This is a genomic window from Aquabacterium humicola (genome assembly GCF_030167915.1).
GTDB lineage: Bacteria > Pseudomonadota > Gammaproteobacteria > Burkholderiales > Burkholderiaceae_C > Pseudaquabacterium > Pseudaquabacterium humicola.
The window spans coordinates 47045-60496 of record NZ_JARGNB010000002.1; the positions used below are offsets into that span (position 1 = coordinate 47045).

At 68.9% G+C, this 13452-nt stretch carries 14 protein-coding genes; 1 reads left to right on the forward strand and 13 read right to left on the reverse strand.

Translation table 11 applies throughout. The annotated features are described in order from the left end of the window. Nucleotides 1-12: 12 nt before the first annotated feature. Complete coding sequence (locus tag P1K89_RS10465) at nt 13-522, reverse strand: endonuclease V (protein ID WP_284616393.1); 510 nt, start codon at nt 520-522, stop codon at nt 13-15. A gap of 252 nt (nt 523-774) precedes the next feature. Here P1K89_RS10465 and P1K89_RS10470 point away from each other — a divergent pair, with 252 nt between their 5' ends. Further along, nucleotides 775-2514 carry a biotin/lipoyl-containing protein gene (locus tag P1K89_RS10470; protein ID WP_284616394.1) on the forward strand — a complete coding sequence of 580 codons (1740 nt, stop codon included), beginning with the start codon at nt 775-777 and terminating at the stop codon, nt 2512-2514. Here the strand turns inward: P1K89_RS10470 and P1K89_RS10475 are convergent. The 12 genes from P1K89_RS10475 to P1K89_RS10530 form a co-directional block, all read right to left on the reverse strand. Continuing rightward, nucleotides 2511-3470 carry an NAD(P)H-dependent flavin oxidoreductase gene (locus P1K89_RS10475; RefSeq protein WP_284616395.1) on the reverse strand — a complete coding sequence of 320 codons (960 nt, stop codon included), beginning with the start codon at nt 3468-3470 and terminating at the stop codon, nt 2511-2513. The genes P1K89_RS10470 and P1K89_RS10475 overlap by 4 nt on opposite strands. Nucleotides 3471-3487: 17 nt before the next feature. Continuing rightward, the gene (locus tag P1K89_RS10480; RefSeq protein WP_284616396.1) at nt 3488-4405 is read right to left on the reverse strand and encodes an SDR family NAD(P)-dependent oxidoreductase; all 918 of its coding nucleotides are present in this window, start codon (nt 4403-4405) and stop codon (nt 3488-3490) included. Between the two features lie 41 nt (nt 4406-4446). Next, nucleotides 4447-5226 carry an enoyl-CoA hydratase/isomerase family protein gene (locus P1K89_RS10485; RefSeq protein ID WP_284616397.1) on the reverse strand — a complete coding sequence of 260 codons (780 nt, stop codon included), beginning with the start codon at nt 5224-5226 and terminating at the stop codon, nt 4447-4449. Between the two features lie 22 nt (nt 5227-5248). Next, the gene (locus P1K89_RS10490; RefSeq protein ID WP_284616398.1) at nt 5249-6061 is read right to left on the reverse strand and encodes an SDR family oxidoreductase; all 813 of its coding nucleotides are present in this window, start codon (nt 6059-6061) and stop codon (nt 5249-5251) included. Further along, the gene (locus P1K89_RS10495) at nt 6058-6462 is read right to left on the reverse strand and encodes a PaaI family thioesterase (protein ID WP_284616399.1); all 405 of its coding nucleotides are present in this window, start codon (nt 6460-6462) and stop codon (nt 6058-6060) included. Before P1K89_RS10495 ends, P1K89_RS10490 begins: the two co-directional genes overlap by 4 nt. Then, the gene (locus tag P1K89_RS10500) at nt 6459-7991 is read right to left on the reverse strand and encodes an acyl-CoA synthetase (protein WP_284616400.1); all 1533 of its coding nucleotides are present in this window, start codon (nt 7989-7991) and stop codon (nt 6459-6461) included. Before P1K89_RS10500 ends, P1K89_RS10495 begins: the two co-directional genes overlap by 4 nt. Before the next feature lie 11 nt (nt 7992-8002). Then, nucleotides 8003-8419: a PaaI family thioesterase gene (locus tag P1K89_RS10505; RefSeq protein ID WP_284616401.1), complete on the reverse strand. Its 417-nt coding sequence runs from the start codon at nt 8417-8419 to the stop codon at nt 8003-8005. 112 nt (nt 8420-8531) lie between these two features. Continuing rightward, on the reverse strand, nt 8532-9521 hold the full coding sequence (locus P1K89_RS10510; protein WP_284616402.1) for a Bug family tripartite tricarboxylate transporter substrate binding protein: 990 nt from the start codon (nt 9519-9521) through the stop codon (nt 8532-8534). A 35-nt stretch (nt 9522-9556) separates the two neighbouring features. Further along, nucleotides 9557-11251: a long-chain-fatty-acid--CoA ligase gene (locus P1K89_RS10515; RefSeq protein ID WP_284617475.1), complete on the reverse strand. Its 1695-nt coding sequence runs from the start codon at nt 11249-11251 to the stop codon at nt 9557-9559. A gap of 132 nt (nt 11252-11383) precedes the next feature. Further along, a complete protein-coding gene (locus tag P1K89_RS10520) occupies nt 11384-12544 on the reverse strand; it encodes an acyl-CoA dehydrogenase family protein (protein ID WP_284616403.1) in 1161 nt (386 codons plus the stop codon). A 19-nt stretch (nt 12545-12563) separates the two neighbouring features. Beyond that, nucleotides 12564-12983, reverse strand: a complete 420-nt coding sequence (locus P1K89_RS10525; RefSeq protein ID WP_284616404.1) for a MaoC family dehydratase — start codon at nt 12981-12983, stop codon at nt 12564-12566. A gap of 19 nt (nt 12984-13002) precedes the next feature. Then, complete coding sequence (locus P1K89_RS10530; protein ID WP_284616405.1) at nt 13003-13446, reverse strand: MaoC family dehydratase N-terminal domain-containing protein; 444 nt, start codon at nt 13444-13446, stop codon at nt 13003-13005. Nucleotides 13447-13452 lie beyond the last annotated feature (6 nt).

A 13452-nucleotide genomic window follows, 5' to 3' on the forward strand; every position in this document is an offset into this window, starting at 1 on the left:
CGACGGCCGGCTTCAAGCCGGGTCGGCGGCGTCGCGCGCGGTGCGTGCCGCCAGCTTCAGCAGCGTCGGCATGCGCCGCTTGCCGTGCATCGTGCGCACGCGGGCCTTCGCCGCGCCGAGGTCGAGGCCGGCGCAGGTGACCAGCACCGGCCGGCCTTCTTCCTCGCGGTGGACCTCGAACTGCGCCGGCAGGCCGCGCAGCGCTGCAGCCGAGATGCCGATGATCGGGATGCGCCCGCCCAGCGCATCGAACAGCGCGCGGCCCCATCCCGGCGTCTCCGCGGCGTCGATGTGCACCGGGCCGTCGATCACGATGGTGTCGGGCTGCAGCCCGTGCCGGCCCAGCAGCTGCGCCAGCGCTGCCGCTTCGCGCAGGTCGAGCTCACCCGGTGCCGGCTTCTCCAGACCGTCGATGCGCGACGTCACCGTGCGCAAGGCTTCGCGCGCGTCCCACTCGTCGAAGGTCACCGCGGCGGCCCAGGCGACATCGTCTTTAAGATGAACGGCGGCAGCGAGTTTCATGGCGTGCCACTCACTCTACGCGACTTCTCGGTGGTGGCGACTTCACTGAGCGTGACTGGCGTTGCGATGGCGTCGAGAGCCTGGTGGCTGGAGCCAGCAAGTGGTTCGGCCGTCCGCACGGGCATGTACCTCGAATCAGGCGCCAACTCTCGGTTGGAGCAAGAACCTGTCGACTTTCGGCGCTTGGCCGAATCGCCGGCCCCGTACAGAATGTCCATCGGGCCATCCTGCCTGACAAACGGTGCGAGAAGCATGACGATGCCCAAGCGCGTCTTCGTGAGCTACAGCCATGAATCAGACCTGCACAGTCAGTGGGTGCTCGATCTTGCGGGTTCGCTCAGGAAGCGGGGGCTGGAGTCCATCATCGACCGGTACGTCATCCCGGACGTACCACTTCCGCAGTGGATGCAGAACCAGATTGAAAGCGCGGAGTACACGCTGTTTGTCTGTACTCCGCGCTATAAGCTGAGATTCGAGGGCAAGGACAAGTCCTCCCAGGGAGTGACATGGGAGGCAATGATCGCCAATCACGTGCTCTACAGCAATCGAACTAGGAATCATCGCTTCATTGCCGTGATCCCTGACTCCGGTAGCGAAGATGACATCCCGCTGCCGTTCAGGCAGTTCAAGTTCTACACGATTCCCGCTCAATTCGACCTCCTTGTCGGGCACCTCAATGGCGAGCCCGAAGTCTTGCCACCTCCAGTGGAAATTCCGGTCGCTGTTTCTGACGCGAGCTCATTGGCGCGCGAGGCCGCCGAGACCGTTCCGGTCGTAATCGAGACGGATGGCGTACCCAACATTGACGCAATGGTTGTTGCCGAGGTCAATGCGCCGGTGTTGGGCTTCGTCTGCGACTATGCGGTAGTGTCGACGCGGGCCGGACCTGAAGTGCCGGTCTGGGACAATCAGGTGTTTTTTGATCGGCCACTCCTGAGAGGTCTGAAGCGCGTAGAGCCACAGCAATCGTTCATGGCTGTCATCGAGGCTAGCTCAAGAGAGCCCGTGTGCGTTACTGCGAGAACTAGGCTGTACATCCACTCGACAGTTGGTCACGGCTCCCAAGTGAACGCAAACGACCCGATCGGCAAGATCTACATCCCGAAGGCGAATCTGATTCATCCGCCATTTTCTACGACCAGGGGACAGACGTACTCATCATCGTTGAAGTACACGCCGATACTTGCCGCGAGCCTATGGAAACTCGGTGCTGATCAAGCCAATCGACCACCTTACATCCTTGAATGCGAATCAATCGGTCAATCCGGCTTGTCGGCCGTCCTGGCGAAGACCGCGGGACTCTTCTCGCCTGCTGATACCCTCCAGATCGGAATGAAAGTCAGAAGGGGAGCAAGACTTGGAACGATCAGAGATGGCGTGGACACCGACGACGTAGCGGCTCCAAAAGCGGGAACGATTGCGCACGTTCACGTCAAAGAGGGCTCTCCGGTTCACGTAGGAAGGACGTTGGTCACCGTTCGTACGTCCGCGACGGAACTGAGCCTCCTGCTGTCGCCGCTCGTGTCAGCTCAACCGGCGTGGTTCGATCTGGCTTCACCGATCTCTGGAGTGATGCATCCGACCCTTCGTCCGGGCACTGCGGTGAGCCCCAGATCCGTTATTTGTCAGGTCAGGGGCAACAATGTCGTCGTCAGTCTTCGCATCGACATCGCGGAAGGCCAGCTGATGGCGTACCACAAGCAAGGAGGAGAAAGGGTGCAGTTTGGTGATCGTCTCGCCAGTGTGCTCGGAGTCGGCCTCATCATTCGGGCGCCTCTGCTGGGTACGTTCTATCGCGCGGCGTCTCCCGGTGCGCAGCCGTTCGCCACGGTCGGCGCACGCTTGCGCGCTGGTGAGCCGGCTTACATCGTCGAGGCGTTGAAGATCATGAACGAAATCGAGATGCCGTTTGACGCGGTGATTGCAGAAATCCTCGTTGAGGACGGTCAGGGGATCGGCTGGAACCAGCCGATCATGAAGCTCATCGTCTAGGGAACGACGTTTTCGGTGAGCCGCGTCCGCGCCGCGGCGTACTCGCGCGCCAGCGCCTCGACCCGCATGGCGACCGGCTCCACCGCCCGCACCGCGCCGATGCCCTGGCCGCAGCCCCAGATGTCCTTCCAGGGCTTCCTCGTGCTGCCGAAGTTCATCGCATGGGGGCTGCTCGACGGCAGCGCGTCCGGATCGAGGCCGGCGTTGCGGATCGAGGGCTTCAGGTAGTTGCCGTGCACGCCGGTGAAGAGGTCGGAGTAGACGATGTCGTCGCTGCTGCTGTCGACGATCATGCGCTTGTAGGCCTCGTCGGCGCGCGCTTCGTCGGTGGCGATGAAGGCCGAGCCGATGTAGGCCAGGTCCGCGCCCATCGCCTGCGCGGCGAGGATCGCGCCGCCGGTGGCGATGGCGCCGCTCAAGGCCAGCGGACCGTCGAACCAGGCGCGGATCTCGGTGATCAGCGCCATCGGGTTCTTCGTGCCGGCATGGCCGCCGGCCCCGGCGGCCACCGCGACCAGCCCGTCGGCGCCCTTGTCGATCGCCTTGTGCGCGAAGGTGTTGTTGATCACGTCGTGCAGCACCAGGCCGCCCCAGCGGTGCACGGCCTGGTTCAGCTCGGGCCGCGCGCCGAGCGAGGTGATCACCAGCGGCACCTTGTGCTTCTCGCACACCGCGAGGTCGCGGTCGAGCCGGTCGTTGCTCTTGTGCACGATCTGGTTGATCGCAAAGGGCGCGGCCGGCGCCTCGGGGTGGGCGCGGTCGTGCGCGGCCAGCGCCTCGGTGATCTCGGCCAGCCAGTCGTCCAGCAGCTCGGCGGGCCGGGCGTTCAGCGCCGGCATCGAGCCGACCACGCCGGCCTTGCATTGCGCGATCACCAGCTGCGGCACGCTGATGATGAACAGCGGCGAGGCGATGACCGGCAGGCGCAGGTTCTGAAGCCGCGGGGGCAGGGCCATGGTGCGTTCCTCGTCGCTCAGATCGGGTCCCAGCTGAACACGTCGCTGGAGCGGTCCAGCCCGAAGTACTGCGCCTTCAGCGCCGGCAGCGCATGGTTCAGCACCGTCTCGGGGTCCCAGCCTTCGCCGCGGTGCACGCTGCGCACCGGCCGCGGCTGGCTGATCAGGAAGATCTCGTTGTTGCGCACCGCGAAGATCTGGCCGTTGGTGTCGGCCGCCTGGTCGCTCAGCAGCGCCACCGCCAGCGGCGCGATCTTCGCCGGCGTCATCTGCTTCATGCGGTCGACACGCTTCTGCTCGGCCTCGGTCGCGGTCGGGATCGAGCCGATCATGCGGCTCCAGGCGAAGGGCGCGATGCAGTTCGAGCGCACGTTGAACTTCAGCATGTCCAGCGCGATGGACTTCGACAGCGCCGCGATGCCGAGCTTGGCCGCCGCGTAGTTGGCCTGGCCGAAATTGCCGATCAGGCCCGAGGTCGAGGTCATGTGCACGAAGGCACCGGACTGCTGTTCCTTGAAGTGCGTGGCGGCCGCGCGGCTGACGTGGTAGCTGCCGTACAGGTGCACCTTGATCACGCTGTCCCATTCGTCGTCGCTCATCTTGTGGAAGAAGCGGTCGCGCAGGATGCCGGCGTTGTTCACCACGCCGTCGAGGCGGCCGAAGCTGTCGAGCGCGCTGCCGACGATGCGGGCGGCCGCGCGGGCGTCGGACACGCTGTCGGTGTTGGCCACCGCCTCGCCGCCGGCAGCGCGGATCTCGTTGACCACCTGCTGCGCCGGGCCGGCGTCGGACCCTTCGCCGGCGACGGACGCGCCGATGTCGTTGACGACGACACGGGCGCCTTCGCGCGCCAGCGCCAGGGCGATGTCACGACCGATGCCGCCACCGGCCCCGGTGACGACGATGACCTTGCCTTCGAGCAATGCTGCACTCATGAGAATCTCCTGGCGTTCAAAAGAAGAAGGGGTTGATGAATTCAGGCGGCCGGCCAGCTGAACCTGGGCGGTCGTTTCGACAGGAAGTCCTGCACCGCATCCTTGTGCACGGCCGTGCCCATCGCCAGCGCCTGCGCGTCGGCTTCGAACTCGAGTTGCGCCGCCAGGTCGCCGCCGGCGGCCACCGCGCGCTTGACCAGGCTCACTGCCAGCGGCGAGGCATGCACGAAGCTCGCCGCGATCTGCTGCGCGCGCGCCAGCAGCCGTTCCGGGGGCTGCAGTTCCATCGCGACGCCCAGCCGGACGGCTTCGTCCGCACCGACCTCGCGCGCCGACAGCATCAGCTCCTTCGCGCGTTGCGCACCGACGATGCGCGGCAAGGTGTAGAAGGTGCCGCAGTCCGGCACCAGGCCGACCTTCAGGAAGGACACGCAGAAGCGTGCGCGCGGCGTCGCGATCACGAAGTCCGCCGCCAGCGCCAGGCCGAAGCCGGCGCCGTAGGCCGCGCCGTCGACCGCGGCGATCACCGGGCGGTCGAGCGCGATCAGGTCGCGCAGCCAGTCGTGCAGGGCCTGCATGCGCTCGCGCCAGCCCTGGTTGTCCAGGCCGGCGGTGGCGATGTTGCGCAGGTCGCCGCCGGAGCAGAAGTGGCCGTTGGCGCCGGTGATCACCAGCGCGCGGATATCCCGGTCACGCTTGATCGTCTGCACGACCTCGGCGATCTCCTCGCGCATCGCCGGGCTCAGTGCGTTGCGGGTCGCGGCCTTGTCCAGCGTCAGCGTCGCGACCTGCTCGCGGATCTCGAAGTGAATGGTGTCCATGAATTGACGCGTCTTTCGAGAACTAGGCAGAAGCCTTCACTGCCGCGGACAGGTCACGGCCGCCGGCCAGCGACGAGCCGCCGTCCACCGGGATCACCGCGCCGGTGACGAAGCTGGCCAGCGACGAGCTCAGCACCAGCGCCATGTCGGCGACTTCACCCGTGGTGCCGAAGCGGCCGAGCGGGATGCTGGCCGTCATCGCGGCCACCGCGTCGGGTGTCGGCGCGAGCCGGCGGATGCCCTCGGTGTCGCCAATCGGGCCCGGCACGATCGAGTTGATGCGCACGCCGTCCGGCCCCCATTCCATCGCCAGCACGCGGGTCAGCATGTCGATGCCGGCCTTCGCGGCGCAGACGTGCGCCTGGTAGGGCGTCGGGTTGCTGGCCTGGGGCGCCGAGATGTTGATGACCGACGCGCCCGGCTTGCGCAGGTGCGCATGGCCCGAGCGCAGCACGTTGAAGCTGCCGATCAGGTCGATGTCGACCACCGTGCGGAAGCCCTTGCTCGACATGCCGAGCGCCGGTGCGACGAAGTTGCCGGCGGCGCCCGATACCAGCACGTCGATCGGGCCGAAGGCCTCGCGCGCGGCCGCCAGCGCCGCGTCGATCGCGTCGTAGTCGCGCACGTCGGCGCTGTGGCCGAGCACCTCGCCCCCGTGGCGGCGCAGGTGCTCGACGGCGCTCGCCACACGGTCGGCCGAACGGCTGGCGATGCAGACCTTCGCGCCGCGCTGCGCGAACGCGTCGGCGATGCCCAGGTTGATGCCGCTGCTGCCGCCGGCGACGAAGACATGGCGGCCGCTGAAATCGAACAGGTCGGTGAGGGTGGGTGTCATCTCGGGTCCAGGTAGCGGAACGAACCAGTGGCGCGGGCGACCTCGCGGCCGTCGGCGTCGGTGACGACGGCGCGGCACAGCGCGACGCCGTCATCGACGGCGATCACCTCGCCGTCGGCGGTCAGCCGGCCGCGGCCCGGCTGCAGGTAGCTGGTATTGAGGTTCAGCGTGACGGCGGTGCGCATGAAGTCCACCTTCGACACCGCGGCGCTGGCCATCACCACGTCGACCAGCGTCGCGACGACGCCGCCGTGCATCGCGCCGATCAGGTTGTGCAACTCGCGCCGCTCGTCGACGACGAGGCGCGCGCGGCCGTCGACCGAATACTCGCGCCGCACCCCCAGCAAGTGCATGAAGGGCACGCGCGCGAAGGCCTGGTGGCGGTCGGCGATGTCGTTCATGCCATGTGCTCGCTGCGCAGCGTCGTCTTCAGCACCTTGCCCGCCGCCGACAGCGGCATCGCATCGCGCACGCTGACGCTGCGCGGGCACTTGTAGCCGGCCAGCTGCTGCCGGCACCAGGCCTGCAGCACCTCGGCGACGGCGGCGGGATCGATGTCGGCACCCGGCTGCAGCACCACCACCGCGTGCACCGTCTCGCCCCAGCGTGCATCCGGCAGTCCGATCACCGCGGCTTCGCTGACGGCCGGGTGGCTGCGCAGCGCGGCCTCGACCTCGGCCGGGTAGACGTTCTCGCCGCCGGTGATGACCATGTCCTTCAGGCGGTCGGCGATGAAGAGGTAGCCCTCGTCGTCCATCCGGCCGCCGTCGCCGGTGTGGAACCAGCCGTCGTTCGGTGCCTTCTGCAGCGCCTGCGCGCTGGCCTCCGGCAGCTTCCAGTAGCCGCGCGTGACCATCGGGCCGCGCACGATGATCTCGCCGACCTGGCCGCGCGGCACGTTGCGGCCCTGTTCGTCGATCACGCGGATCTCGGCGCCCAGCCCGGCGCGGCCGACCGAGCGCAGCAGCCCCCGCGCCCGGGCTTCGGCACGGTGGTTCGCCGGCAGGTTGATGCACACCGCGCCGGCAGTCTCGGTGAGGCCGTAGGCCTGGAAGAACTCGGCGTGGGCCCAGGCCGCGAGCGCGCGGTCCAGCAGGTCCGGCGGCATCGGCGCGGCGCCGAAGGCGATGCGGTTGAGGCTCTGCAGCTTCGCGGCATCGAAGCCGGGCGCGTCGAGCAGCGCCTGCAGCATCGTCGGCACGACGATGGTGTCGGTGATGCCGTGACGTTCGATGGCGGCCAGCACCGCGTCGGCGCGGAACTGCGGCATCGTCACGCAGGTGCCGCCGACGATCGATTGGCCGATGAGGCGGCCGAGTCCCGCGACATGGAACAGCGGCGCGACCAGCAGCGATACGCTGTCGGGTGCGTTGTTCAACTCGGCGCCGCGCGTCATCGATGCGGTCCAGAAGTTCGCGTGCGACAGCATCACGCCCTTCGAGCGACCGGTGGTGCCGCCGGTGTAGAGGATCGCGGCCAGCGCGTCGCCGCCGGTGCGCGTGTCGTCGATCGGTGCGAGGCGAGCCCCCTCGGCCGCAATGGCGTCGGCGTGCGCGGCCGGCACGACGTCGGCCAGCGCCGCGGCATTGGCCTCGAACGATTCGTCGGCGACCAGCAAGCGCGCCTCGCAGTCGGCCACCGCGAAGCGCAGCTCGGGCAGGCTCCAGCGCGTGTTGAGCGGGCAGGCGACGGCGCCCAGCCACCAGCAGGCCACCAGCTGCGTGATGAGCTTGTCGTTGTTTGGCGCCAGCAGCGCGACGCGGTCCCCGGCGCCGACGCCACGGGCCTGCAGCGCGGCGGCCTGGCGGCCGACCTGCTCGGCGAACTCGGCGAAGGTCCAGTGGCGCTCGTGGCCGTCGGCCAGGTGCTGCAACGCCACCTTGTGCGGGTGGCGCTGCAGCGCGCGGTGCAGGCCCTGGGTCAGGTACATCGTGGGGCCTTTCAGCGCGCTGCGCCGTCGTCCGATGTGGCCGCGTGCTTCGTGCGGTAGCGGAAGGTGCCCATCGACTTGGCGACGACCTCGCCGGTCGAGTCGGTCACCTCGGCCTCGCAGAAGCACACCGACTTGCCGCCGCCGGTGGCGCGGCCGGTGGCCTCCAGCCGGCCGCTGGACGGGCGCATGAAGCCGATGTGCATGTCGATGGTCACCACCTCGCGGCTGAAGTCGACCTTGCTGAGGGCCGCGTTGGCCATGGCGCTGTCGAGCAGGGTCATCACCACGCCCCCATGCCCCGCGCCGTGGTTGTTCAGCAGGTCGGGCTGCAGCTCCAGCGTGACGACCGCCTCGCCGCCACCGACGCGCACGCGGCGCATGCCGATCTTGTCGAGGAAGGGGATGAAGCGTTCTGCAACCTGCACGTCGGGTCCTTGGTCAAGCGGCCGCCGCGGAACCGGCTCTGCCGGGCCGCTGGGGGCGCCCCCTTGAGGGGGTGGCGCCGAAGGCGCTACGGGGGTGGTCATGTCTGCGCGTTCATTCCGGTTTGAAGCCGATCTCGTCGAGCATGGCCTTCTCGCGCTGGAACTGCGCCGTCGCATAGGCCTTGTAGCCGGCCGGGTCGAGCAGCGCGGGCGCCAGGTCGAAGTCGTTGGCGACGCGCTTGTAGTCGGCGTCTTCGGTGGCCTTGCGGAAGGCCCCGTGCAGGCGCTCGAGGATCGGCTGCGGCAGGTTGCGCGGTGCGACGAGGCCGATGTTCGACTGCACGACGAAATCGTGGCCCAGCTCTTTCAAGGTCGGCACGTTCGGCCAGCGCTGCAGGCGCGTCTCGGTCATCGTCGCCAGCAGCCGCACCTTGCCCGAGGTCGCCATCGCGCCGAAGCCGGGGTCGCCGTAGACGTCGAGGTGGCCGCCGATCAGCGCCGTGAAGGCTTCGCTGCCGCCCTTGAACGGGATCAGGTTGAACTTCACGCCGGCCGACTTCGCGAGGCGCTCGGCCATGATGCGGTTGACGCTGATCGCGCCGACGTTGCCCCAGCTGACCTCGCCCGGCCGCTTCTTCGCTTCGGCAAGCAGGTCGGCCATCGACTTCCACGGCGAATCGGCCGCCACCGCGATGCCGGTCGACAGGCTGGCGAGGCCGATGATGTAGGTGAAGTCCTTCAGCGGATCCCAGCTTGTCTTCGCGATCAGGGGCTGGCGGATCACCGAGTTGTGCATCACCGCGATCGTGTAGCCGTCGGCGTCGCCCATCGTCGCCAGCCCCGCGGTCCCGGTGACGCCGCCGGCGCCCGGCTTGTGCAGCAGCACGACGGGCTGGCCGAGGTCCTTGGCGACGGCGTTGCCGAGCGCGCGGAAGATCGGGTCGAACGAGCCGCCCGGCGGGAAGGGCAGCACCAGCGTGATCGGCTTGTTCGGCCAGGCCTGCGCGCGGGCCGCGTTCGGCAGCAGCAGCATCGCGCAAAGCGCCAGGCCGGCCAGCAGCCAGAGCCGGGGGTCGTGGCGGGAACGGGGGAATGCGCGCATCGTTGTCTCCGTGTCGGTGTTGGGTGGTGTGGGGTTCAGGAAGCGGCCGCGGCCTGCTCGGCCTGGAGCTCGCGCCAGGCCACCTTGCCCGTGCCGGACTTGGGCAGCGCGGCGCGGAATTCCACCGTGCGCGGCGCCTTGTAGACGGCCATCTGCTCGCGGCACCAGGCCATCAGCTCGGCCTCGCTCAAGGCGTGGCCCGGCTTCAGCACCACCACCGCTTTCACCGATTCGCCCTGGCGCGCATCCGGCACCGCGACGACGCAGGCCTCGTGCACGGCCGGGTGGCGGTACAGCAGGCTCTCGACCTCGGCCGGCCAGACCTTGTAGCCGCTGACGTTGATCATGCGCTTGAGGCGGTCGCGCATGAAGAAGTAGCCTTCGCCGTCCATGCTCGCGAGGTCGCCGGTGCGGAAGAAGCGCTGGCCGTCGCGTTCGAAGAAACTCGCGGCATTGGCTGCGTCGTCATGCCAGTAGCCCTGCATCACCTGCGGCGCGCTGGTCACCAGCTCGCCGACCTCGCCCGCCGGCAGCTCGGCCAGCGTCTCGGGATCGACGATGCGCGAATCGACGCCGAAGGCCGGGATGCCCAGGCACTGGCGCTTGCCGCGGCCCAGCGGGTTGCAGTGCAGGAAGGATGCGGTCTCGGTCAGGCCATAACCTTCGATGTACGTGAGTCCGAAACGCTCCTTCAGCATCGCCGACACCGCATCGGGCATCGCGGCGCCGCCGCCATTGAGCACCGCCAGGCTCGTCAGGTCGCGGCGCTGCGCTTCGGGGTGGGCGAAGAAGTCGACCAGCATCGCCGGCGGCGCGGCCCAGGCGCTGACGCGGTAGCGCTCGATCAGCCGCGCGGTGTTGGCCGCGTCCCAGCGCGGCTGCAGCACGACCGTGGCGCCCAGCGCCATCGGCATCAGCATCGCGTTCTGCATGCCCAGCAGATGGAACAGCGGCGCGACCCCCATCACCACCGAGGCGCGGTGCAAGCCGCGCCAGGCGATGGCCGCCAGCGTGGACGCGAGCAGCGTGCGGTGCGTGTGCATGCAGCCCTTGGGCCGGCCGGTGGTGCCGGAGGTGTAGGGCAGCAGGCACAGGTCGTCGGGCGACGCGTTCACCGCGCCGGCAGCGAGGCCCGCGCCGATCGCCTGCTGCCAGTGCACCAGGCGCGGATCGTCCAGCGGCTCGCGCGGTGCCCGCACCCCGTCGGGCACGTTCAGGTCGGTGCTGCGGCCGAGTGCGTCGGCATAGGTGTGCACGACGGCATGCCGCAGCCGGCCGTCGGCCATCGCGGGCTGCACCGTGCGCAGCAGTTCCTGGGCGACCAGCGCGACCGCGGCGCCGCTGTCGGCGATGTAGTGGTCGAGCTCGGTGGCGGTGCTCATCGCGTTGACCGGCACCACCACCGCGCCGCAGCGCACGACGGCGTGGAAGGCGATGGTGAACTGCGGGCAGTTCTGGCTCATCAGCAGCACGCGGTCGCCGGGCTGCACGCCGGCGCGCTGCTGCAGGTGGCCGGCGAGCGCCTCCACCTGGGCCTTCACGTCGGCGAAGCTGAAGTGGCGGTCGAAGAAGATCAGCGCCGGCTTGTCCGGATGCCGCGCGGCGGCGGCGTCGAGATGGTCGATCAGCGTGACCTCGGGCAGCTCGAGCGTGCGCGGCAGGTGCTTCGGCCACGCGCCGAACCACGGGGCGCTGCGGGCGGCGGCGGGCGGGGCGTGCGGCGTGGTCATCTCGGACGGGAAGGTCGGCGTGCGGTCGGTCACGGTGTCGATCGATGCTAGGCGGCGGGGTGGCCGGTGCCTATCTGCATTTCGCGAAGCGGGGGTTTCGCGCAGCGGAAGGGCAGGGGCGCCGAGCCGGGTTCAGCGGTCCATCGCGCGCGCGATGACTTCCTTCATCACCTCGTTGGCGCCGCCGTAGATGCGGCCCACGCGCGCGTCGGCGTACATGCGGGCGATCGGGTACTCGTTCATGTAGCCATAACCGCCGTGCATCTGCAGGCAGTCGTCGACCACCTGGCACAGCTGCTGGGTGATCCACCACTTGGCCATCGCCGCGGTCGGCACGTCGAGCTCGCCGCGTTGCAGCCGCGCGATGCAGTCGTCGACGAAGCTGCGCGCGATGGTCGAGGCGGTCTGGCATTCGGCGAGCTTGAAGCGCGTGTTCTGCATCGCCATCAAGGGCTCGCCGAAGACCTTGCGCTGCTGCACGTAGGCCAGCGTGTCGTCGACGGCGCGCTGCATCGTCGCGGCGGCGCCGACGGCGATCAGCAGCCGCTCGCGCGGCAGCTGCTGCATCAGCTGCGAGAAGCCGCGGCCTTCTTCGCCGCCGAGCAGGTTGTCCACCGGCACGCGCACGTCGTCGAAGAACAGCTCCACCGTGTCCTGCGCACGCTGGCCGATCTTGTCGAGCAGGCGGCCGCGGCGGAAGCCCGGCAGGTCGCGCGTCTCGACCACCAGCAGCGAGACGCCTTTCGCCTGCGCCTGCGCATCGGTCTTCACCGCGACGATCACCAGGTCGGCGTGGAAGCCGTTGGTGATGAAGGTCTTGGTGCCGTTGACCACGTAGTGATCGCCGTCGCGCACCGCGGTGGTCCGGATGCGCTGCAGGTCGGTGCCGGCGCCGGGCTCGGTCATCGCGATGGCGGCGATCATCTCGCCGCTGGCCATCGCCGGCAGCCAGCGCTGCTTCTGCGCTTCGCTGGCATAGGCCAGCAGGTAGTGCGCGACGATGCCCGAGTGCACGTTGATGCTGAAGCTGTTGACCAGCGCGCGCTGCTGTTCTTCGCAGATGACCGCTTCATGCAGGAAGTGGCCGCCGCCCCCGCCGTACTGCTCGGGAATGCCGGCGCAGAGCAGGCCGAGATCACCGGCGCGCTTCCAGATGCGGCGGTCGACATGCTTCTGTGACGCCCAGGCCTCGTGGTTCGGCGCGCACTCGGTCTCGAAGAAGCGCCGCGCGGTGTCGCGCAGCAGCTCCAGCTCGGGGTCCATCCAGGCGCGCGGCGGGGCGGTGATCGGCATCTTGTTCACTCCTGGTGCATCACGGCAGGGCGATCACCGCGTCGCCGCTCAACTTGACCTGGCCGTCCTGATCGACGGTGGACAACGCCAGCCGCATGCGGCGCTCGCCGTCGGCCTCGAACTTCTCGACCACCGTGCCGCGGCAGGTGATGCGCGCGCCCACCGGCGTGATCGATACGAAGCGCACGCCGTACTGGCGCAGCGCCTGCTGGGGCACCCAGTTCGTCAGCAGCCGGCCGAGATGGGCCATCGACAACATGCCGTGCGCGAACACGTCGGGCTGTCCGGCCGAGCGCGCGAAGTCGAGGTCGACATGGATCGGGTTGTGGTCGCCCGAGGCGCCGCAGTACAGCGCCAGCGCCAGGCGCGAGATCGGCTCGGTGGTGAATGCAGGCAGGCTGTCGCCGACCTGCAGCGATTCGTAGCTCGGCAGGGTCATCGTGGTTCCAGTCATGGGGTCAGCCGTTGCGTTGCACGGTGACGGATCGCAGCTCGGCGACCAGCGCACCGTGCTGGTTGCTCACGCGCGTGCTGCGCACGACGAACTCCAGCGCGCCGTTCTTCTTGTCGTAGATGTCCTCGATGCGCTGCTCGAAGCGCAGCACGTCGCCGGCGCAGGCCGGGGCGTGGTACGTGAACTGCTGCTCGCCGTGCAGCAGGCGGCGGTAGTCCAGGCCCAGCAGCTCGCGGATCGCGCCCGGGTTCGGGCCGTCCATCTCGAGGCAGAACAGGAACGTGGGCGGGACCGGCAGGTCGCGGTGGCCGGCGTCGCGCGCGGCGGCGGGGTCGCCGTAGACCGGGTCGGCCTGGCCGGTGGCCTTGGCGAAGAAGCGCAGCCGGCCGGCCTCGACCGGCACGGTGAAGGCGGGCATCGTGTGGCCGATGTGGCGGCGGTCAATCATCGTTTG